This window comes from Chitinophaga sp. YR573, from assembly GCF_900110995.1.
GTDB lineage: Bacteria > Bacteroidota > Bacteroidia > Chitinophagales > Chitinophagaceae > Chitinophaga.
The window spans coordinates 1,162,188-1,185,275 of the sequence record NZ_FOJF01000003.1; the positions used below are offsets into that span (position 1 = coordinate 1,162,188).

12 protein-coding genes are annotated in these 23,088 nt (G+C 42.8%); 8 read left to right on the forward strand and 4 right to left on the reverse strand.

Translation table 11 applies throughout. From position 1 onward, the window contains the following. Positions 1-65 precede the first annotated feature (65 nt). The 3 genes from BMW86_RS31080 (at position 66) to BMW86_RS31090 (ending at position 3,426) form a co-directional block, all read left to right on the forward strand. Complete coding sequence (locus BMW86_RS31080; RefSeq protein ID WP_089788309.1) at positions 66-977, forward strand: alpha/beta hydrolase; 912 nt, start codon at positions 66-68, stop codon at positions 975-977. 25 nt (positions 978-1,002) lie between these two features. Further along, positions 1,003-2,421: a carboxymuconolactone decarboxylase family protein gene (locus tag BMW86_RS33120; RefSeq protein WP_218149268.1), complete on the forward strand. Its 1,419-nt coding sequence runs from the start codon at positions 1,003-1,005 to the stop codon at positions 2,419-2,421. Positions 2,422-2,703: 282 nt separating this feature from the next. Further along, on the forward strand, positions 2,704-3,426 hold the full coding sequence (locus tag BMW86_RS31090) for an SDR family oxidoreductase (RefSeq protein ID WP_089787650.1): 723 nt from the start codon (positions 2,704-2,706) through the stop codon (positions 3,424-3,426). 261 nt (positions 3,427-3,687) lie between these two features. Here BMW86_RS31090 and BMW86_RS31095 read toward each other — a convergent pair whose 3' ends face one another. The 3 genes from BMW86_RS31095 to cysC all read right to left on the reverse strand — a co-directional run bounded on the left by BMW86_RS31095 (position 3,688) and on the right by cysC (position 6,481). Next, a complete protein-coding gene (locus BMW86_RS31095; RefSeq protein WP_143056747.1) occupies positions 3,688-4,860 on the reverse strand; it encodes a hypothetical protein in 1,173 nt (390 codons plus the stop codon). Between the two features lie 236 nt (positions 4,861-5,096). Continuing rightward, the gene (locus BMW86_RS31100) at positions 5,097-5,921 is read right to left on the reverse strand and encodes a sulfotransferase (protein ID WP_089787654.1); all 825 of its coding nucleotides are present in this window, start codon (positions 5,919-5,921) and stop codon (positions 5,097-5,099) included. After that, complete coding sequence (cysC, locus tag BMW86_RS31105; RefSeq protein ID WP_089787656.1) at positions 5,921-6,481, reverse strand: adenylyl-sulfate kinase; 561 nt, start codon at positions 6,479-6,481, stop codon at positions 5,921-5,923. Before cysC ends, BMW86_RS31100 begins: the two co-directional genes overlap by 1 nt. Before the next feature lie 302 nt (positions 6,482-6,783). Between cysC and BMW86_RS31110 the strand changes: the two genes are divergently transcribed. The 3 genes from BMW86_RS31110 to BMW86_RS31120 are packed head-to-tail and all read left to right on the forward strand — an operon-like array spanning position 6,784 to position 10,877. Continuing rightward, entirely contained in the window at positions 6,784-9,444 is a 2,661-nt protein-coding gene (locus BMW86_RS31110) for an exo-rhamnogalacturonan lyase family protein (RefSeq protein ID WP_089787658.1), read from the forward strand. After that, entirely contained in the window at positions 9,444-10,097 is a 654-nt protein-coding gene (locus BMW86_RS31115; protein WP_089787660.1) for a DUF6250 domain-containing protein, read from the forward strand. Before BMW86_RS31110 ends, BMW86_RS31115 begins: the two co-directional genes overlap by 1 nt. 12 nt (positions 10,098-10,109) lie before the next feature. After that, the gene (locus BMW86_RS31120; RefSeq protein WP_089787662.1) at positions 10,110-10,877 is read left to right on the forward strand and encodes a rhamnogalacturonan acetylesterase; all 768 of its coding nucleotides are present in this window, start codon (positions 10,110-10,112) and stop codon (positions 10,875-10,877) included. 107 nt (positions 10,878-10,984) lie between these two features. Here BMW86_RS31120 and BMW86_RS31125 read toward each other — a convergent pair whose 3' ends face one another. Then, complete coding sequence (locus BMW86_RS31125; RefSeq protein WP_089787664.1) at positions 10,985-11,614, reverse strand: response regulator; 630 nt, start codon at positions 11,612-11,614, stop codon at positions 10,985-10,987. 298 nt (positions 11,615-11,912) lie between these two features. Between BMW86_RS31125 and BMW86_RS31130 the strand changes: the two genes are divergently transcribed. Together BMW86_RS31130 and porV are read left to right on the forward strand one after the other, a co-directional pair. Continuing rightward, positions 11,913-21,854: an Ig-like domain-containing protein gene (locus BMW86_RS31130; protein ID WP_089787666.1), complete on the forward strand. Its 9,942-nt coding sequence runs from the start codon at positions 11,913-11,915 to the stop codon at positions 21,852-21,854. A 58-nt stretch (positions 21,855-21,912) separates the two neighbouring features. After that, entirely contained in the window at positions 21,913-23,034 is a 1,122-nt protein-coding gene (gene porV / locus BMW86_RS31135) for a type IX secretion system outer membrane channel protein PorV (RefSeq protein WP_089787668.1), read from the forward strand. Positions 23,035-23,088: the final 54 nt, after the last annotated feature.

The window sequence follows — 23,088 nt, forward strand, 5'->3', positions numbered from 1 at the left end:
AAACCACACTATTGGTATAAACGAACAAGATATTGTCAATGGGCATTATAAAAAGATTTACAAAAATGAAAAAAGTAACAACTTTTAAAAATAAAAATCTGAAAATGGCAGCGGAAATGCATCTGCCGCATAATTTTATCGAGACAAAAAAATATCCCGCCATTGTATGTATCCACCCTGCCGGCGGTGTTAAAGAACAGACCATCGGGATGTATGCCTCACGACTGGCAGAATTTGGATTTGTAGTATTAACGTTTGATGCTTCATTCCAGGGAGCAAGTGAAGGTGAGCCCCGTTACCTGGAAGATCCTACTGCCAGAGTAGAAGATGCCCGTGCCGGTGCAGATTATCTATCAACGCTTCCTTACATTGATACCGACCGCATGGGGGTATTCGGGATTTGTGCAGGTGGCGGTTATGCCATCAGCGTGGCACAAACAGAGCATCGCTTTAAAGCAGTAGCAACGGTTAGTGCTGCACCTATGGGTGAAGGATTCAGAAATTTTCTTGGAAACGAAACACCCGCTTCTGTTTTGTTGGATATGCTAAAAAATGTAGGGCAACAGCGGACCTTGGAAGCAAATGGCGGAGAACTCCTTTACGTACACTGGGTGCCTGAAACAAAAGAAGAGATTAATGAGAATACACCCGATCTATGGAGAGAAGGTCACGACTATTATAAAACACCAAGGGGGCAGCATCCAAATTCAGTGAACAAATATTTGTTTACCGGTACAGACAGAATGATAGCCTTCTCTGCTTTTGATCAAATAAGCACACTGCTTACGCAACCTATTCTTTTAATTGCCGGAAGTAAAGCAGATACCAGGTTGTTCAGCGAACAGGCATACAGCCTCGCAAAAGGAAAAAAAGAATTATTCATTGTAGAAGGTGCAACTCACATTGCTCTTTATGACATACCTGAATATGTAAATCAGATTGTACCAAAGCTGGTTGATTTTTTTCAGGCACTATAATAATTACTCTAATAAATATTAAAAAATGAATATAGGAAAAGGTTCAAAAAAAGTATTGTTCGTAGTAACAAGCTGCAATGTAAAAGGAGCTACAGGGATTCCAACAGGATTTAACCTGAGCGAAGTTACCCATCCGTTGGAAAAATTGGAAGCAAGCGGTGTTGTTGTTGATATTGCATCGATAAAAGGCGGAGAAGCACCTTTAGATGGTTTAGAGGATTTCAATGATCTGGTTAATGCTAAATATTGGGCTGACGTTGACTTTCGTAAAGCTATCGAAAATACACTGAAGTTAGATGATGCAAAAGCTTCAGATTACGACGCAATATTCTTTGCGGGTGGTCACGGAACTATGTGGGATTTCGCCGATAGCCCTGCAATCTTAAAGTTAGTGCCGGAATTTTATGAGTCAGAAAAAATTGTTTCAGCAGTTTGCCACGGCCCTGCATCTTTGGTAAATGTAAAATTAAGTGATGGCTCATACCTGATCTCAGGCAAAAATGTAGCGGCCTTTACGAATGGTGAAGAGGAAGAAGTGCAATCAACCAAAGTAGTTCCATTCCTGCTTCAGGATGCTTTAATTGAACACGGCGCTATTTACAAGCACGCGCCCAACTGGAACAATAACATCGCTATTGATGGCAGGCTGATCACGGGCCAAAATCCGCAATCTGCTGCCAGTGTAGGTGAAGCCATGGTAAAAATGCTTAAAATTAACAGTACCGGTGCAATAGCATCAAAACCAGCATTTTCAAGTGCTGATGTAAGTAGTGTTTCTCCTGCATTAGGCAAGTATATTGCTGAAAAATTAGTTGGTGAAGTTTGGGAGCGCCCCGGGTTAACAAAGCATGACCGTTGCATAGTTACTTTATCAGGCCTGATAGCAAGAAACCAAAGCAATGCAATGCCCCATTACTTTATTAAAGCGCTGAATAATGGTATTGCACCGGGTGAACTCTCAGAAATTATCACTCATCTTGCTTTCTATTCAGGTGTGCCTAATGCCATGTCGGCTGTGGCTGTTGCAAAGGATGTATTTGCAAACTATGGGATATCACAAGCAGAATTACCTTCAATCGACCCACTGGTGCTTGATAAAAACGAGGCTTTACCGGGCGATGAAAACCGGGTAGCTTTTATAGAACAAAACATCGCTCCAATAGCAGAAGGTTTTGCTAAATACACCAATGAGCTATTGTATGGAAAGGTATGGCTGCGTGCGGGATTATCATCAAGAAGCAGAAGTCTTGCAACAGTAAGTGCGATGATTGCGGCCGGGGATTTACAATTTCTCGGGATGTATATGGGGCGGGCTGTTCAGCACGGCATTACCAGGCAGGAAATGGGCGAAGCACTAACTCAATTGGCATTTTATGCAGGCTGGCCAAAAATTGTTTCTGCATCATTGGTTGTAAAAGATGTATATGATGGTGCAGGAAAATAATTTCTTCTATTAGCGTTAATCCTCATAAAGGAGCTTTGGGACTAAAATCCCGGGCTCCGTCTGCTCTTTGTATGGCGCCAGTCAAAAATGGACATGGCATTCCATTTACGCCTTAATCGGAAATAATGGTAAGAAAAACAGGAACCCGAATAACAGTCTTGAACGAAAGTATAAAAAACTTTGCCTCTTCAATACGAGTAAATTATTTGCGGCAGATGTAAAAGGCTCATTTGATTAAAATAAACGTCTTTTTATAAACATTCAATATTAATTAAAAAACCAATGAAATTATCCAACAACAAAATTTTAATCACTGGGGGAGCTACCGGCATCGGTCTGGGATTGACTGAAAGATTTATTCAGGAAAATAACCAGGTTATTATTTGTGGAAGAAGGAAGGACGTGCTGAAAGAAGTGTCTGACAAATTCCCGGCAGTAATAACAAAGGTTTGCGATTTATCGGAAGAATCCGGACGTACAGAACTTTATCACTGGATAGCAGAACAGCACAGTGATTTGAACGTATTGGTAAACAATGCAGGTATTCAAAACTGGATGGATATCTCAGATAAGAACTTTTATAATAAAGCAAAAAATGAAATTCAAATAAATGTTTTCGCTCCGTTACATTTGACGACTCTGTTCGTCGAACTCAAATCATTGAACACTGTCATAAATGTAACTTCCGGATTGGCATTTGTGCCGCTTACAAAAGTGCCTGTTTATTGTGCCACAAAATCTTTTTTCCACTCGTTTACCATTTCATTAAGACATTTGCTAAAATCAAAAAATATAGAGATCATCGAATTGATCCCACCAGCACTCAACACTGACCTGGGTGGCGAAGGGTTGCACAGTGAACACCCTTCTGTAGGTGATTTTATTAAGGCAATATTTCAACAACTGGAAGAAGGCAAAAATGAATTGACTTTTGGATATAGCGAAATGCTATCGAAGGCAACACCAGATGAAATACAGGGTATGTTTAAAAGAATGAACCCATAAGGAGAAACGGCTTTACGGATAGGCGTTCTATAATCCAGGTTGCTTTGCACTGCAGATGAGGTTAACGTCTACCAGTTCCAGTTTCTTTACCATGTGCTCAACGGTAGTCTTGTATTTTCCAAACTTTACCGGTATAAATTACAAAAAAGCCTCCAAATCTTTCGACTTGAAGGCTTTAAAGCTTGTGGGGGAAAACCAACTTAAACCCTACTGTAATCAGTCTAAAAACGAATTACAACATGCATATAAGCTGTATTATACTCATTGAACTACAGTAACATCTAAATTAACGGTGCCCAGTACCTGGCTGCCACCAGTATTGCCGAAGGTGATTGTAACAGTATTCGCTGCACTTATATATGCATAGGCTATAGTCAGTCCGGCAGACATTGCCGCTCTTGGATTCACCATCACATTGCCTTGTGTGGTAGCGCCTGTAATAGTAATAGTTTTGGTTAATGGTGAATTTCCGGAAACAGTAGTGCTATTGTCAGTAATGGTAGCGCTACCTTTTATGATATTGCTAAGAATAGTGCCACTGCTACCCAGTTTGAAAGTACCGGCAACATCCAGTTTTGCGGTGGGAGTGGAGGTGAGTACCCCAAGGCTGCCATTTGCAGTTATTGCGCTGACTGCTGTGGCTGAGGAGTTGCGCCATTCCGTAAGGTTCGCAGTCTGAGAGGCAATGGCCTGTACAGCTAAGGGCACACTTGCCATACGTTGGGCTGGTATCAGCACTCCGGTATTAGTAGAGGCAGATATAAAACTTGGGGTAGGGATACCGGAAACCTGACGGTCGCCAGATAGTACAATGCCCCACCAGGAACCCATATGCAGGTTATGGCCGCCACCTCCCTGCCAGAAAATGTCAACCCCATCGCTGGCTATACGAAAGTCCCCGTTGCCACTGCCGGCTGTGTTAGTGAAATATAAAGTAGATATAGCAGTACTGCCGGTGGTATGACGTATTTCTATTGAATCCTTTACGGATAACGGAAGCGCCGGAGTGGTAAGACCAATACCTAAACGGCCACTGCTGGTAAGACGCATGTATTCTGTATTATTTGTGATAAAGGGGAGGTCGAAGGTACTGATGGTCCCCAATTTCTTTTCACTGGTTACGCTATTGCCACCGAGTACCCAGGCACCGGTGCTTACATCTGTTATTTTCTGCCAGCTGCCGCCTTTGCGTAACCGTAAGGTGCTGTCTGGCGTAAAGTAAATGATCATTCCATCTGGTGCGGTGGTTAATGGTGCCAGTGTGGTATCGCTTATCCTGGTCAGCAATAGTCCTTGTTTTTTGCTTTCAAGTTCAAGCAGTGCTGATTTGTTGGTCGTATTGGGAGTTGTTCCCAGCTTCAGCTGTTGTGATTGAGCTACTGTGGCGCATAGCAATAGCAGGCCCACAGATAATAGGTGTAGGTGTCGTTTCATTGTTCCTGTATTTATATATAGTGGTAAAGAATATGCTTATCTTCTATTACCTCGTTCAACTGTTTTATTAAGTGCTTCGAACATTCTGGGGCAAATGTTTACTTTTCTCTTTAGCTACCTTTAGCTCATTCACACGTTTACGACAAATTAAAAATTATTGTGAAGTAAAGTATTTTTTTTGATAAAAAAAGACTTTTTTGCTCTAAAATAGATTTTTCATAAAACAGGTTGCCGGTTTATACCAGTATTTTTAACTGCTCCTGTAACTCATTCGCTTTTACTAATAATGATTTGTCTTTGACATAACGTCCTATATCAAGTATCTTACTTAGCAGATTCTCTTTATACACGTTCTTATAATTGTAATATTCCAGTTTAAAATCCCAGGTATCAGACAGGTGCTTAAATACCTGTTTGTTATTATCAGAGAGCTCGGTATGATCTACTACCAGGTACTGTGCCGGATTGAGTTTTTGCAGGTGATGAAGGATTGCCTCATTATAGGTAATCCATACCCGTAAAAAATGTTCACTGTGCTTATTGAGTAAAAGTCTTTTCCGGAATGGCTTTTTAAAATATTCCCAGAAGAATTTAGAGAACCCTTTTTTCTTTGAATATTTATGCGCAGTTCTGCTATAGATCCTGCTGATAAGAGAGCTTACCACACTGCGGTGATCGCGTAAAATAACGAGATAACGGGCTTCGGGGAGTAGTTGTCGATAATGATCCAGGAACAGGCAGGTACGCGGTTCTTTCCATGCCCATTGTTGCTGAGTAGCATTCTTTTGTTTTACCAGTTTCCTCATTTCATGCAGTTGCCCGTCTGAGAGAGTTACCAATGGTTCATCTATCATGCCATCTTCAGATAAATGAAAATCCTTTAAGACGTTTTTATGGTACTGATAGAAATCAAGATCTTCATAATGGCCGTCTTCATTACCTATACCGGCGCCCATGAAGTTATCTCCCACATGCATGCCGCATTTGTATAACCACTGTGTAAGCAATGAGGTGCCTGACCGGTGCATACCGGTAATCACTAAAACTTTGCTGTCTGTCATTAGTTTCTTATTTGAGCGTGTACGGGTAACAGTTGTGAAGAAATGGTGTTCCTGATAAAAGCGAACAGTTCGTTGGTGCAGGCAGTGATACTCTTTTCATTTGTGCGCAGATGCAAATCAGGATTTGATGGCGCTTCAAAAGGGTCATTGATGCCTGTTAAATTAGATATTTTATCAGGATGCCCGTTTGGTAATAAAGCCCGCTTGTAGAGGCCTTTGGTATCACGTGTAATAAGTTCATTTACGGGACAATCTATATATACTGTCTTCACATGTTCATAAGTAGTAGCCAGCTCATGACGGATCTCATCATAAGGGTTGATTGCACTGATAATACAGACAATACCATGGCCGGAGAGCCTGCTGGCAACGAAGCCTAAACGCCTGATATTCTCACAGCGATCTTCTTTGGAGAAGCCGAGATCTTTGCAGAGAAATTCCCTGTATGCATCACCATCAATGATTTCGATGGGAGTGTGATAAGCAATTCCTTTTCGCTTAACGTTCGTTGCAATTGTTGTTTTTCCTGCTCCTGAGAGTCCGCATAGTTGTATTATCATCGCATATCAATTTACGGGTTGAATATGCTGCAGGCCGAAATGACAGGTTGAATGGAAGGATAGTTCTTGTAGTTCGCATGGACAAATTACAATTACATGGGGAAACTTTGTCCAATTATAGATGAAATCAGGATTTTTATCGACCTACTGCCAAAATGTTTATTGAATTAACGTGTTGGACATTTGAGAAACGTAAAGTTGTGCCTGGTTAAACTGATCTGTCTATTTGACCGCTTATAGAAAGTAAATCCCTGCGTTAGCATCTTTTTAATATATTTATGTCTACAATATTAGTAGACTAAATGAAGCCAACTTTATCACGCCGTGACTTTGTAAAGAATTCCATGATAGTGACCGCAGGTTTGTCCCTGCCATCCTCAATTATAAACGGCGTTAAAGCGGTTGATCCCGTAAAGCTGCATTGGCTGGGTGATAAAGCACCTGCTTTTTCCGCAGGAGCTACCTGGGGAGTACCCTGGCCTAAAGGAGCTATTCCCAATAGCAGCGGATTTATACTGGAAGAGAATATCCCTTTGCAATCATGGCCGCTGGCTTACTGGCCTGATGGTTCTGTAAAGTGGAGTGCGCATGCGATCAGTGCCAATAAGGGATTAACTGATACGTTGACATTAAAGCCCGGGAAGGCGGTTGTTACGGGTAGTATAAAGGTGGATGAATATAACGATAGCATTACTATAGATAATGGTCTTATTCAGTGTGTAATCAATAAAAAGGGGACATCCCTGATCCGCTCTTTAGCCAGAGAAGGAAAGATTACTGCTAAAGAAGGAAAACTGGTTTTGTTAAAACAGGATAGCGGAGATTATGCTACTACTAATGAATGGTTTGATGGTACTATTGATACTATTACAGTTGAACAAAATGGCCCCATAAGAGCGGTTGTGAAAATAGAGGGGAAACATAGCAATGGATTACGCAGTTGGCTACCTTTTATACTGCGTTTATATATTTATGAAGGAAGTGAATCTATCCGCATTCTGCATACTATCATTTATGACGGAGATGAAAAGAGCGATTTTATCCGTGGATTAGGGATACGTTTTGATGTGCCATTGAGCGGAGAACTCCAGGACAGGCATATCCGTTTTACAGGGGAGAATGATGGCGTATTTGCGGAAGCGGTGAAAGGACTTACCGGCTTACGCCGGGATCCCGGACAGGCGGTACGGGAAGCCCAGCTGGCTGGCAAATTAACACCAGCTGTGGGGCCGGACGTAGCCGACAAGTTACAATATATACCAGCCTTCGGAGATTACACATTATTCCAGCCAACACCAGATGCTTTTGAAATTCAGAAGCGTACCAGAGAAGGATACGGATGGATACAATCCGCCTATGGGCGTCGTGCATCAGGGACGGGTTATGTAGGTACCCCTTCCGGAGGATTGGCATTCGGTATAAGAAACTTTTGGGAAAGCCATCCTGCACAGCTGGATATCCGTCATGCACATACGGAACAGGCAGAAATTACCATGTGGTTATGGGCACCGAAAGCATCTGCTATGGACCTGCGTTTTTATCATGATGGTATGGGGCAGGATACATTCGCGAAACAACGGGAAGGACTGGAAATTACTTATGAAGATTATGAACCCGGTTTTGGTACACCTGTAGGTGTGGCAAGGACCAGCGAAGTGCAACTGTGGGTATTGGCAGCTACTCCATCCAATGAAAGATTAAGTCATATCGCTGCTTATATCAATGATCCTGCTACAATTACGTTTTCCAACACTCAATGGCAGACTGCCGGCGTGTTTGGAGGTAACTGGAATGTAGCAGCCACAACATCTCCCGAAAAAGAAAAGATAAAACAACAACTGGATTTCTATTTCGATTATTACCATAAACAGGTAGATGTACAACACTGGTACGGCTTCTGGAATTATGGAGATGTAATGCATACTTATGATACAGATCGTCATGTATGGAGATATGATGTAGGTGGTTTTGCCTGGGATAATTCAGAACTCTCCACAGATCTGTGGTTATGGTATTATTATTTGCATACCGGTCGTAAAGATGTGTTCCGCATGGCAGAAGCCATGACCCGTCATACCGGTGAAGTAGATGTACATCATATAGGGCCTTTCAGTCCGCTGGGTTCAAGGCATAATGTGCAGCACTGGGGATGCAGTGCAAAGCAGTTACGCATTGCCACTGTAGCTAACCGCCGCTTTTATTACTATCTCACTGCGGATGAACGGGTAGGAGATCTGATGCGTGCAGAAGTAGACGCAGCAGATACGTTACGTACCATTGTACCAGGCCGTAAAGTAGGGCAGCAGATGGGAGACCCTAACGGTAAATATGCAGGTGTTTCCTTCGGTACAGACTGGGGGTCTCTTGCAGCGGCATGGCTGACAGAGTGGGAGCGTACGGGCAATAAAACAGCTAAAGACCGGCTGTTTAACAGTATGCGTACTATTGCCGCACAACCGCATGGATTTTTTACAGGTAGTGCAGATATGGAATTGACTACAGGTATATTTCAGTTAGCTGATAAAGACAAAATCTCTGCTACTCATTTAAATGCAGTTTTTGGATTACCGGAGATATGCACTGAGTTAATAGCCCTGATTGATATGCCTGCTTTTGAAAAAGCATGGCTGCAATATTGTGAGCTATACAATGCCACACCTGAAGAGCAAAAAGCAGTATTAGGTAAAGACCTTGGTAAGTTGAACCTGCGACAGGCACATGCCCGTTTAACAGCATTTGCTGCCCGTAAGAAGAATGATCCGCAGCTGGCAGCACGGGCCTGGAAAGAGTTCTTAGGCGGAGAAGCCGGTATTAAGAAATTATCAAAAGATTTACATCATATTGAAGGATCTTCGGTATTACATCCCATAGATGAAGCAGAAGGAGTATCTACGAATGCCGTAGCGCAGTGGGGACTAACGGCAATGGTGATGCTGGATTATGTAGGAGATAAAAATGTATAATGATGAAATTATTACTGAGTGTGTTTTTTACCTTGCTGACATGTAGTTCTTTTGCGCAGTTTTTTACAGATGATTTTAAGGATACCAGTCAGTTGGTTATTGAAATGGCGCCTGCGCCTAATTCATCTGTATATACAGATCATGGAAAACTGATACTGGATACAAAAGGTGGCGTGACTGTATGGGTAAATAAACGTTTAGAAGGAAATATAAAGATCGAATATAAAAGGAAAGTTTTGACAGAGGATAAGATCAATGATCGCCTCTCTGATCTCAATACTTTCTGGATGGCACAGGATCCTCTCAACCCAAATCTGTTTACCCGTAATGGTGTACTGGAAAGATACGATTCCCTTAAATTGTATTATGTAGGGATGGGCGGGAATACAAACAGTACTACCCGTTTCAGGAAATATGAAGGGAATGGTATCAGAACATTAATACAGGAATATAAAGATGCAGACCATCTGTTGAAAAAAGATAAAGAATATAAGATCACGATCATTGTAAAAGATGGTGTGAGTAGTTATTTTGTAGATGATGTGTTGTACTTTACATATAAAGATCCTAACCCTATCACTGCCGGCTATTTCGGATTCCGTTCTACCTGGTCGAGGCAGGAAATCAGTCAACTGAGAATTTATAAATTGTAATATGCTATCGTTATGAACAAACTGCTTTTGTTTTTATTATTATTTATTGGCACCCAGCAAAGTAAACCCACTTTATTCCTGATTGGTGATTCTACCGTTAAAAATGGAAAAGATAAAGGAGATAACGGCCAATGGGGCTGGGGACATTTTATCGGAGATTACTTTGATACTACCCGTATAAGTATCAGCAACCGGGCATTGGGTGGGACCAGCAGCCGCTCTTACCAGACTAAAGGTTTATGGGACAGTGTACTGGCTAAATTAAAACCGGGAGATTATGTGATCATGCAATTCGGGCATAATGACGGTGGCCCACTGGATGATACGGCCCGTGCCCGTGGTACCATTAAAGGGACAGGAGAAGAAAGTAAGGAAATCTTTAATCCTATTACCAGGCAGCAGGAAGTGGTGCATACCTATGGCTGGTATCTCAGTAAAGTGATTAAAGAAGCAAAGGCTAAAGGAGCGATTCCGGTGGTTTGTTCTCCTATTCCCCGTAATGTATGGAAAGAGGGCAAAGTAGCCCGTTCTACAGAAGATTACGGACTTTGGGCTAAACAGATTGCTATCAGAGAAGGAGCGCTGTTTATAGAGCTAAATGGCCTTATTGCAGACGTTTATGATAAAGAAGGGGAGACGAAGGTAGCCAGTACTTATTTTGGAACATTAGATCATACACATACTGTTGAAGCAGGGGCAAAATTAAATGCAGCAGAAGTAGTGGAAGGGATTAAATCTTTAAAAGGATTAACTTTAAATAAGTACCTGAGAGGTATGTAAAGAGCTTCTGACCGGCTTCTGAAAGGCAATATCCTACGCTTATCCTTCGCTTTTTAGCGTAAGACAAGCGTAGGATATTGCTTTTTTATTGCTTATCAGTGCCTTTTTTAGCTATATAACTGCACCTTTTCAATCATCTCTACAATATTAGATACCTGTAATTTCTCGCAAATCCTTTTCTTGTAAGTACTTACAGTAGAAATTTGTAAACTAAGCCTTTGTGCAATTTCAGCTACGCTGATCCCTTTTATAAGTAACTGCATAATATTACTTTCCCGGTTAGACAGGCGGTCTAAAGGATTGGAAGTATTTGATTTCTTATTGCCGATGTTATTGAGCAGGGTTTGTTTTAACAGGGGGCTTAAGTATTTCTCATCTCTCAGCAGGCTTTTTACCGCATTCTTTATCTCCTCTATTCCCGTTTTCTTGGAAAGAAAGCCATCAGCACCTGCTTCCAGGTATCTCCAACCGAAAATCTGTTCATCATAGCTGGAAAAAATGAGAATCTTGATTTCAGGATGTCTTAGCCTGATTACGTCCAGCATCTGGTGATTATTTCCCCCGGGCATATCTATATCAAGAATGACAAGGTCAAATGGCTTTGAGGAAAGCATTTTCAGGGTGTCGTCAAAACTACTGGCGTTACTAACTTGGACGTCTTCAATTGTTTTTTGCAGGATAAGGGTAGTTCCATAGCGGACTACTTCCTGATCATCTACAACTAAAATGTTAGGCATAGTATACTTAATTATGTAAAAGTACGTGACAACACGAAATAATCAAATAGATATACGTAATAAAATGGAAAAGGGGTGTACGAACATGTTATGACAATTTACTATTTGTAGTAATATTACTACATAACATTTAAATAAATTCTAATAAAATAGAAATTTATATTATGTATTTTTGTGCCATATGAAGAACTGTGTTGTGAGTATCCCTTTACAATCAAGCATTGATAAAAAATATGGTACAAGACTTATGTCTGCGTTAGTCGCAATATAAGCATCTGCTAATCAATTAAATGTAAAAATGAGATTATTTCTACCTAAATGTTTAGGCATTACCTTACTGTTATGCCTATACAGCATTTTTTTATCAGCTCAGACAGGCCCTGCTGGCGTAAACAGCGGAGCGGTTTTGTGGCTTGATGCTTCCGACATAAACGCGGGAGGAACAGCTCCAACTATTGGAAGTACTGTTTCTACCTGGCTGGATAAATCGGGAAGCGCGCATAATGCTACATCTACAGGTACCAATACTGCAATATATACAAGTGGGGGGGCCAATGGTTTGCCGGTTATACATTTTAACAGGGCATCTTCGGGTTCGGGTACAGGTTTTACCGTGAATGGACTGGATATCAGAGCGGTTACTTCTCCGGAAGTAACAGTTTTTGCTGTATACCGCCAGGGAACCAATGACGGTAATAACCAGGCTGTATGGGGTAATGACAATGGAAGCCAGCAACGCTTCTTTGATTCCAAATGGAGTACGGGAACTACAGACGGTAGTTTATCTACCGGGGGAAGTGCATCGGTCATATCCGGCGCCTCCACCGTTGGTGAAACGAGGCTGGTCACCGGGGTATATAGTGGTCTGGTCACAGCCGGGGTCAATACAGGGGCCAGTAACGCCTCTGCCGTATATCTCAACGGAAAGAAATTATCTACGTTTACCGACATGACTGCTGCCTCCAGCGGTCAATCTGTTTTTAAGATAGGGCTTGACGGGGATGATAACTATTTCAACGGGGATGTGAGTGAAGTTGTGGTCTATAACCGCAAACTCACTGATTGTGAGTTGGAAACAGTTAGTAAATACCTGGCGGGTAAGTACGGGATCGATTTTAGTAATATCGGTTCTTATTATTCATTGGGCGCTCCTATCAACAAGAATATCAATGGTATAGGTAAACCGGCATCCACATGTTCCGGCAATCCTGTTATAACAAGTGCTAACAGTGATATAGCTATTGTAAGCAATCCCTCTGCAGTTTCTGCAGGTGCGGTACTTACATTTGCCAATGATGGTGGTGGATATGGTGTTTCTTTAGAAACACCTTCTACTTATAATTCCCGTCTCACACAAAAGTGGAGGGCAGATCTGACAGGTATTGTAGGAACAGTAGATATCTGTTTTAACCTGGAAGGATTAGGGATTGATGAATCCAATTCAGCCAATTTTGCTTTATTAATAGATAAAGACGGCAACTTTAGTGATGCCAGTATTGTGAGTACAGGCGTGAGCGTATTTGGAGACAGAGTATGTATCTCTGGTGTAAGTCTTACAAAAGGAGATTACTTTACGCTGGCTACCTCAGCGCCAGGTGCTACCGCCGCTACTGTTACTTCTACTAACGAAGGTAATGTGAAGCTTTCTGCTTTTGCAACAGCTACTGTAATTGATAATCAGATCTTAGTAAAAGGAAGCGCGACCATTACCAATGGACGTGTATATATTGATACGGGCTTTGTAGCTTCCAGCGATGTGATAGGATGGGGTGCTTTACCTACAGGTGTAACGGGTGCATATAGTGCTACTACCGGTATCGCAACATTTACAGGAACAGCTACTCCTGCACAATGGCAGGCGTTTTATAGAACGGTGACGTTCAGAACTCCCAGTGGTAATTTGTCAGACAGGGTGATCCGTTTTGTACTGGGGAGCGTAGTTACTTTAACAGTAGGTTCCAAACCACATTATTATGAGGCAGTTACAACTGCTGTAGACTGGCCCACCGCAAAAGCAGCTGCTGCTGCTAAAACGCTGTATGGTATGCAGGGTTACCTGGCGACCGTTACTTCTCAGGCAGAAAATGATTACATAAGAGCAAAACTGGCCTCTACCGGCTGGATAGGTGCAACAGATAATTACCTGTTAGTGAATGCTGCCAAGGGCAGTACTTTATATGCTAACCAGGCAGCAGCAGATGGTCATTATTTTTGGGTAACCGGTCCGGAAACAGGAGTGGCTATTTCTAATGGTCTTAACACTCCGGTAGCTGTAGCTGGTGCTTACATGAACTGGAATGGTGGTGAACCAAATAATTATCAGGGAACCAATGAGCAGTATGTTCAGTTGAATACTTTGTTATGGAATGACCTTCCTCTTAGTTCAATATTAGGATATGTGATTGAATATGGCGGATATCCAAGTGATTCCGTAATGAATATTGATTACAGCAGAGTAGTGAGAAACGCTCCGGCAGGACCTGTGTTGGTAAGTATCTCTAACGACAGTGGTACCCCTGCGGATAAAATCACCAATGATTCTACCCTGACTATAACAGGGACCGGTCCTGCAAATGCCCTCATTACAGTATACATTGAAAATGTTGGTGTGATAGGTACCACAACTGCTACAAACGCTGGTGCATGGACTTTTGATTATACCGGCACTATCCTGAAAGATGGTACCTATAATTTTACTGCAACCAGTACGGTTTCTTCTGTAGTAAGTGCTATGAGTGCGATATTACAGGTAACTGTAGATCGTACTGCTCCTGCTAAACCAGGTACACCAGCACTGGCTTCCGGTTCCGCTGCAGCTACTAATACAACAACACCTGCATTAACAGGTTCTGCTGAACCAGGATCTGTGGTAACTATATATGTTGATGGTACCTCGAAGGGTACAGCTACAACAGATGTTACCGGTAAATGGACTTTTACTTCACCCGCTTTAACAGTAGCCACACATTCTATTACTGTTACCGCAAAAGATGTTGCAGGGAACATAAGTGTTTCCAGCGATGCATTTGTATTAAAGGTAGATCTAACAGCACCGGCTACCCCTCCGGCTCCAACATTGGTAGGTGGTGTTGCTGGTGTAATTGGTAGTGCTACTCCAACTATTAAAGGTACAGCGGAAGCAAGCAGTATGGTACTCATCATTAAAGATGGTGTGTTAATTGATTCTGTTGCGGCTGATGCTACCGGTAACTATACTTATACATTTGTTACCCCTTTACCAGAGGCTACTTACAGCATCACTGTGAAAGCAAGAGATGCAGCCAGTAACTTAAGTGGGGCAAGTACGGCATTAAGTATAAAAGTAGATATCACTCCGCCTGCTACTCCTGCCGCACCGATACTGGTAGGTGGTAATAATGGTGTGACTAATAATAACAAACCAACTATCAAGGGTACTGCAGATCCAAATACAACTGTCATCATCTTTAATAATGGTGTGGCTGTTGATTCTGTTCTTGCGGATGCCAGTGGTAATTATACTTATACACCGCTGGTAGCTGTAGCGGATGGTACTTACACCGTTACTGTAAAGGCGAAGGATGCTGTAGGTAATGTGAGTGGCGCGAGTCCTGCACTGATGGTAACTATCGATACCGGTGTACCGATTACGCCAACAGTACCTGTACTGGTGGGCGGTAACAATGGTTATATTGGTACCAGCACACCCACTATTACCGGTGTGGCGGAAGCTAATTCCAAAGTATACATATATAAAAATGGTGTAGTCCTGGACTCTGTAATCGCAGATGCCAGCGGTAATTATACTTATACATTCTTAGTACCATTGCCGGATGCTACTTACAGCATTGCGGTGAAGGATAAAGATGCAGCAGGGAATGTGAGCGCATTTAGTCCTGTGCTGGTGATTAAAGTAGATACAACTAAACCGACTACTCCGGCGGCACCTGTTAAAGTAAGTGGTAATGATAAACCAGTTATTCAGGGAGTAGCAGAAGCCAACAGTACAGTGACTATTTATAGTGATGGTGTATCTGTTGGAACTACTACCGCCGATGCTTCCGGTAACTATACATATACATTTACTGCTTCGCTGACAGATGGTATACATGCAATTACTGTAACTGCTACAGATGCAGCGGGTAATGTAAGTACTGTCAGTCCAGCATTAAATGTAATAGTTGATACAACTAAACCAACTACTCCAGCGGCTCCTGTTAAAGTAAGTGGTAATGATAAACCAGTTATCTCGGGTGTGGCGGAAGCCAACAGTACGGTAACTATCTATAGTGATGGGGTATCAGTTGGAACTACCACTGCCGATGCTTCCGGTAACTATACTTATACCTTTACAACTTCGCTGACAGATGGCACACATGCGATTACTGTAACAGCAACTGATGCAATGGGTAATGTAAGCTCATTGAGCCCGGCGTTAAATGTGATTGTTGATACAACTAAACCAACTACCCCAGCCGCACCTGTTAAAGTAAGCGGTAATGATAAACCAGTTATCTCTGGTGTGGCAGAAGCCAACAGTACAGTAACTATCTATAGTGATGGGGTATCTGTTGGTACTACTACCGCTGATGCTTCCGGTAACTATACTTATACCTTTACAACTTCACTGACAGATGGTGCACATGCGATTACTGTCACTGCTACAGATGCAGTGGGTAATGTAAGTGATGCCAGTGCAGCGTTAAACGTAACAGTTGATACAACTAAACCAACTACTCCAGGAGCACCTGTGAAAGTGAGTGGTAATGATAAACCAGTTATCTCTGGTGTGGCGGAAGCCAATAGTACCGTAACTATTTATAGTGATGGTGTAGCTGTTGGAACTACCACTGCCGATGCTTCCGGTAACTATACTTATACCTTTACAACTTCGCTGACAGATGGCACACATGCGATTACTGTCACTGCAACTGATGCAACAGGTAATGTAAGTGATGCCAGTGCAGCGTTAAATGTAACGGTTGATACTACTAAACCAACTACGCCAGCTGCACCGGTGAAGGTGAGCGGTAATGATAAACCGGTTATCTCCGGTGTGGCGGAAGCTAACAGTACGGTAACTATCTATAGTGATGGGGTATCTGTTGGAACCACTACCGCAGACGCTTCCGGTAATTATACTTATACCTTTACAACTTCGCTGACAGATGGTACACATGCGATTACTGTCACTGCTACAGATGCAGTGGGTAATGTAAGTGATGCCAGTGCAGCGTTAAACGTAACAGTTGATACAACTAAACCAACTACACCAGGAGCGCCTGTTAAAGTAAGTGGTAATGATAAACCAGTTATCTCTGGTGTGGCAGAAGCCAACAGTACAGTAACTATCTATAGTGATGGTGTATCTGTTGGAACTACTACCGCCGATGCTTCCGGTAACTATACTTATACCTTTACAACTTCACTGACAGATGGTACACATGCGATTACTGTAACTGCTACAGATGCAATGGGTAATGTAAGTGATGCCAGTGCAGCGTTAAACATAACAGTTGATACAACTAAACCAACTACACCAGGAGTACCTGTTAAAGTAAGTGGTAATGATAAACCGGTTATTTCAGGAGTAGCGGAGGCTAACAGCACTGTGACTATTTATAGTGATGGTGTATCTGTTGGTACTACCACCGCTGATGCTTCCGGTAATTATACTTATACATTTACAACTTCACTGACAGATGGTACACATGCGATTACTATTACTGCTACCGATGCAACAGGTAATGTAAGTACTGCCAGTGCAGCATTAAATGTAATAGTTGATACAACTAAACCAACTACTCCAGCTGCGCCTGTTAAAGTAAGTGGTAATGATAAACCAGTTATCTCTGGTGTGGCGGAGGCTAACAGCACCGTAACTATCTATAGTGATGGGGTATCCGTAGGAACTACAACTGCCGATGCTTCCGGTAACTATACTTATACCTTTACAACTTCGCTGACAGATGGTACACATGCGATTACTGTAACAGCTACAGATGCAATGGGTAATGTAAGTGATGCCAGCCCTGCATTAAATGTAACGGTTGATACAACTAAACCAACTACACCAGCCGCACCTGTTAAAGTAAGTGGTAATGATAAACCAGTTATCTCCGGTGTGGCGGAAGCCAACAGTACGGTAACTATCTATAGTGATGGTGTATCAGTAGGAACTACTACCGCCGACGCTTCCGGTAATTATACTTATACCTTCACCACTTCGCTGACAGATGGTACACATGCGATTACTGTTACTGCTACCGATGCAACAGGTAATGCAAGTAATGCCAGTGCAGCATTAAATGTAATAGTTGATACAACTAAACCAACTACTCCAGCAGCACCTGTTAAAGTAAGTGGTAATGATAAACCAGTTATTTCAGGAGTAGCGGAAGCTAACAGCACTGTAACTATTTATAGTGATGGTGTATCTGTTGGTACTACAACTGCCGATGCTTCTGGTAATTATACTTATACCTTCACCACTTCGCTGACAGATGGTACACATGCGATTACTGTAACTGCCACCGATGCAGCGGGTAACGTAAGTACTGCCAGCCCTGCATTAAATGTAACGGTTGATACAACTAAACCAACTACACCAGCCGCACCTGTGAAGGTGAGCGGTAATGATAAACCAGTTATCTCTGGAGTGGCGGAAGCTAACAGTACGGTAACTATCTATAGTGATGGGGTATCTGTTGGAACCACTACCGCAGACGCTTCCGGTAACTATACTTATACCTTCACCACTTCGCTGACAGATGGCACACATGCGATTACAGTAACAGCTACCGATGCAACAGGTAATGTAAGTAATGCCAGCGCAGCATTAAATATAATAGTAGATACTACTAAACCAACTACGCCAGCTGCTCCGGTACTGGTGGGTGGTAACAATGGAGTTATCAATACAAGTAAGCCAACTATTAAAGGTGTAGCAGAAGCGAATGCTACTGTCATCATCTATAAAGGAGGAATAGCCATTGATTCTGTAACAGCAGATGCCAGCGGTAATTACACCTACACATTTGTGACAGCCTTAGCTGATGGTACTTACAGCATTACTGTAAAAGCGAAAGATGCTGCTGGTAATGTAAGCGCTGCAAGTCCTGCGTTAAGCATCACAGTAGATACTACTAAACCAACTACACCGGCAGCACCAATATTGGTAGGCGGCAACAATGGTTTAACCAATGATGCGACACCGGATATTAAAGGAGTATCAGAAGCTAACAGCACCGTAACTATTTATCGTGATGGGGTAGCGGTTGGTACCACAACAGCAGATGCAAGCGGTAATTATACTTATACATTCCCAGCTAGTTTGACAGATGGTGCACATGCTATCACTGTTACTGCTACTGATGCCGCAGGTAATGTAAGTGCAGCCAGCCCTGCATTAAATATTACGATAGATACTGTTAAACCAGCTACGCCATCAGCACCTTTACTGGTAGGTGGTATTAACGGTGTAACGACCGATGCTACACCGGATATTAAAGGAGCGGCAAATGTTAATAACACGATCAATATCTATAGCGATGGTATATGGGTAGGTCTTACTACTACAGATGCCAGTGGTAATTATGCTTATACATTTATCACTACACTCCCAGACGGTGCACACGCTATTACTGTAACTGCTACCGATGCAGCGGGTAATGTAAGCGCATTCAGTCCTGCATTAAATATCAAAGTAGATACACAAACACCATCCACACCAGCTGCTCCGGTACTGGTAGGTGGTAACAATGGTGTGATCAATATCAATAAACCAACTATTAAGGGTGTGGCAGAAGCGAGTGCTACTGTCATCATCTATAAAGGTGGTACTGTACTGGATTCTGTGATAGCAGATGCCAGTGGCAATTACGCTTACACATTCGTAACAGCGCTGGCGGATGGTACTTACAGCGTTACCGTGAAGGTGAAAGATGCTGCAGGTAACACCAGCGGAATGAGCCCGGCACTGAGCTTTACTGTAGATACTGCTGCACCAGCTACTCCGACAGCTCCTGTACTTGTAGGTGGCAACAATGGTGTAACCAATGATGCTACACCGGATATTACCGGTAAGGCAGAGGCTAACAGCACCGTAAGCATTTACCTGGATGGAGTGAAAGTCGGTACTGCAACAGCAAATGCCAGTGGAAACTACACATACACATTCGTAACAGCACTGGCAGATGGGGCTCATGCTATCACTGTGACTGCAACGGATGCAGGTGGTAATGTAAGTGCTTTCAGTCCTGCATTGAACATTACTGTTGATGCTTCTGCACCAGTTGCGCCGCCAGCTCCTGTATTAGTAAGTGGCAGCAATAACAAAACAACAGATCCTACTCCTGATATTAAGGGTACTGCAGCAGCCAACAGCACAATCACCATTTATAGCGATAATGTGAAAGCAGGTACTGCAGTAGCAGATGCCAGCGGTAATTACACCTTTACATTTGTAAATGATCTGCTGGACGGTACGCGCAGTATTACGGTGACAGCTACTGATGGTGCAGGTAATGTTAGTCCTGTGAGTCCTGCACTGAGCATCCTGATAGATGCACATGCACCAGGCAAACCAACAGCTCCTGTATTAATGAGCGGATCGAATAATATTACGAATGATGCCACTCCGGACCTCGCAGGTAAAGCAGAAGCCAACAGTTCAGTGACTATCTATAATGATGGTGTTGTAGTGGGTACTGCTACTGTAGATGCCAGTGGTAATTACACCTATACTTATACTACTGCACTGGAAGACGGTTCTCATGTGGTAACGGTAACGGCTACGGATGACGCAGGTAATGTAAGTCCTGCCAGTCCTGCACTGAACTTCTCCGTTGATACACATGCACCGGGTACACCAACAGCGCCGGTATTGGTTGGCAACAGCGATTATCTTACCAACAGTGCCACTCCAACAGTTACCGGTAAAGCAGAACCAAACAGTATCGTAACAGTTTATGCTGATGGTGTGGCTGCTGGTACTGCACAGGTAGACGCCAACGGTAATTATACTTTCACCTTCCCTGTGGGAATGAGTGATGGTCCGCATGCAATCACAGCAAGAGCTACAGACCTGGCAGGTAACAGCAGTGAATCAGCTAGTCCGGCATTGAATATTGTAATAGATACCAAACCACCGGCTACTCCGTATACACCTGTATTGGTTGATGCTGTGGTGGATGGTGTGGTCCCTAACGGTAAACCGACTGTAACAGGTATGGTAGATCCGAATACGACCGTGACTATCTACGAGAATGGGGTAGCAGTGGGTACTACCAAAGCAGACAGCACAGGTAAATGGACATACACCTTTGAGACACCGCTCTCCAATGCTGCTCATGCGGTTACTGTAACAGCAACAGATGCTGCTGGTAATGTAAGTGCATTCAGTCCTGCATTAAACTTCGTTGTTGATGCACATACGCCGGATGTTCCGCTGCCTCCAAGACTGCCAGGTGTAAATGGTAAAACAAATACAACTACACCAAATATTACCGGTCAGGGTGAACCTGGTACACTGATCACTATCTATACAGATGGTACGAAGAGTGGTACTGCGTTAGTAGATGCAAATGGTAACTGGACATACAAATACAATCCGCCATTATCAGAATCTGCTCATAATATCTATGTAACAGCATCAAAAGCTGATGGTACTTACGAGAGCGGACATAGTGAAACAGTTATATTAACGATTACGCTGAAAGGGCCTGCCGTTGTACTTACATCCAATGCCAATGCAGGAGCTATTGTGAACAGCACCTTAACGGTGACTGTCACCTTCGCCGATGCAGTGAGTGGATTCAGCTGGGATGATGTGGTAGTTACAAACGGTAAGGTAACCGGCTTCACACAGGTATCTTCAGGTATCTATCAGGTACTGGTTACCTCTACAGAGAATGGTATCGTAACAGTAGAAGTTCCTTCCGCTGTGGCAGTTGATATTATCGGTAACGGCAACATTGCGTCAGATATCTTATCCATCAATATGACGCCAGCAGAAGGTATAGCACAGGTATATCCAATGCCTTCTATAGATGTGATGAATGTACGTTTCTCAGGAATCAACAATGCGAGAGGATTGGTGAGTCTGACGAATATGGCCGGACAGGTTTTAATGAACCAGCCGATCATTATTAAGAATGGTGTGGTAGGGCTGAATGTACAGAGACTGCCAGGTGGTACTTATGTATTACTGGTGACCGTGAAGGATGCAACTTATCATATGACAGTTGTTATAGCGAGATAAAGAGAGTTGTCCCGGCAATGAATATTGCCGGGACTTTTAAAGAAAACAAATTTATCAGATGAGACAATTTTCTTTCCTGGCCATTTTATTTGTGATGTGGATGCCAGCGATGATCCAGGCACAGGATTTTAGCAAGATCCTGAATGTTGCTTCATCAGCAGCTCCTTTTTTGCGGATTTCTCCGGATGCACGGGCAGGAGGGATGGGGGAAGCAGGCATTGCCACCTCTCCCGATGCGAATGCATCTTTTTACAATCTTTCCAAAATAGTGTTCAATACTTCTCCCAATGCTGTAGCTGCCAATTACACACCCTGGTTAAGAGGTATCAGCAGTAATATATACCTGGCAACTATAACTGGTTATCACAAACTGGATGAAATGCAGGCTATTAGTGCTTCGTTACGGTATTTTAGTCTGGGTAACCTGCAGTTTTCCGATGCATCCGGTAATATGCTTGGCAGTTCTCATCCCAGGGAATTTTCATTCGAAGGAGGATATTCACGTAAACTGAGTGATAAACTGAGTATTGCCCTGGCTGCCCGTTTCATTAATTCTAAATTAGCCAGCGGAGCTGCGAACAACTCATTAACAACCTATAAAGCCGGTAGTGCATTCGGCGTAGATCTCTCTGCGTTTTATACCGACCTTAATGAGGCCGGGAAAGGATATGCATTCGGCGCTACCCTTACCAACCTGGGTTCCAGGGTAAATTACAGCAGTAACACTACATCCAAAGAATTCCTTCCTGCTAATTTAGGGTTGGGAGCGTCTTATACGATGCCGCTGGATGATCAGAAGAGCAAGTTCCTGTTTGCGCTGGACATTAACAAGCTACTAACACCAGTACCTCCGACGGATTCTGCGGGGATTGCTGAGTATTACAAAGGCAGTGTTGTGACAAGTTATTTCAAGTCTTTCGGTGGAGATAATGGCGGCTTAAAGGCTTTCCAGTTTTCACTCGGAACAGAATACAGTTATAAGAATGAGTTTTTTATAAGAGCGGGTTATTTCTATGAAGATAAATATCATGGCGGCCGTAACTACCTCACTACAGGAGTAGGTTACAAATATGAAACTGCCATGTTTAATATCGCTTATGTAGTGCCTTCGGGCAGCGGTATTACCAAAAGTCCACTATCCAATACACTCCGGTTTGGAGTAACTGTTACCATTCCGTAAGAACCAAGAATAAGAACCAAGAAATAGTCTATCCTATAATCCCTATGCCTACGA

What these genes read in the sequence shown, in the direction of transcription:
- BMW86_RS31080 (WP_089788309.1), top strand. Translation starts at nt 66, where the DNA reads ATGAAAAAAGTAACAACTTTTAAAAATAAAAATCTGAAAATGGCAGCG.
- BMW86_RS33120 (WP_218149268.1), top strand. Translation starts at nt 1,003, where the DNA reads ATGAATATAGGAAAAGGTTCAAAAAAAGTATTGTTCGTAGTAACAAGC.
- BMW86_RS31090 (WP_089787650.1), top strand. Translation starts at nt 2,704, where the DNA reads ATGAAATTATCCAACAACAAAATTTTAATCACTGGGGGAGCTACCGGC.
- BMW86_RS31095 (WP_143056747.1), bottom strand. Translation starts at nt 4,860, where the DNA reads ATGAAACGACACCTACACCTATTATCTGTGGGCCTGCTATTGCTATGC.
- BMW86_RS31100 (WP_089787654.1), bottom strand. Translation starts at nt 5,921, where the DNA reads ATGACAGACAGCAAAGTTTTAGTGATTACCGGTATGCACCGGTCAGGC.
- cysC (WP_089787656.1), bottom strand. Translation starts at nt 6,481, where the DNA reads ATGATAATACAACTATGCGGACTCTCAGGAGCAGGAAAAACAACAATT.
- BMW86_RS31110 (WP_089787658.1), top strand. Translation starts at nt 6,784, where the DNA reads ATGAAGCCAACTTTATCACGCCGTGACTTTGTAAAGAATTCCATGATA.
- BMW86_RS31115 (WP_089787660.1), top strand. Translation starts at nt 9,444, where the DNA reads ATGATGAAATTATTACTGAGTGTGTTTTTTACCTTGCTGACATGTAGT.
- BMW86_RS31120 (WP_089787662.1), top strand. Translation starts at nt 10,110, where the DNA reads ATGAACAAACTGCTTTTGTTTTTATTATTATTTATTGGCACCCAGCAA.
- BMW86_RS31125 (WP_089787664.1), bottom strand. Translation starts at nt 11,614, where the DNA reads ATGCCTAACATTTTAGTTGTAGATGATCAGGAAGTAGTCCGCTATGGA.
- BMW86_RS31130 (WP_089787666.1), top strand. Translation starts at nt 11,913, where the DNA reads ATGAGATTATTTCTACCTAAATGTTTAGGCATTACCTTACTGTTATGC.
- porV (WP_089787668.1), top strand. Translation starts at nt 21,913, where the DNA reads ATGAGACAATTTTCTTTCCTGGCCATTTTATTTGTGATGTGGATGCCA.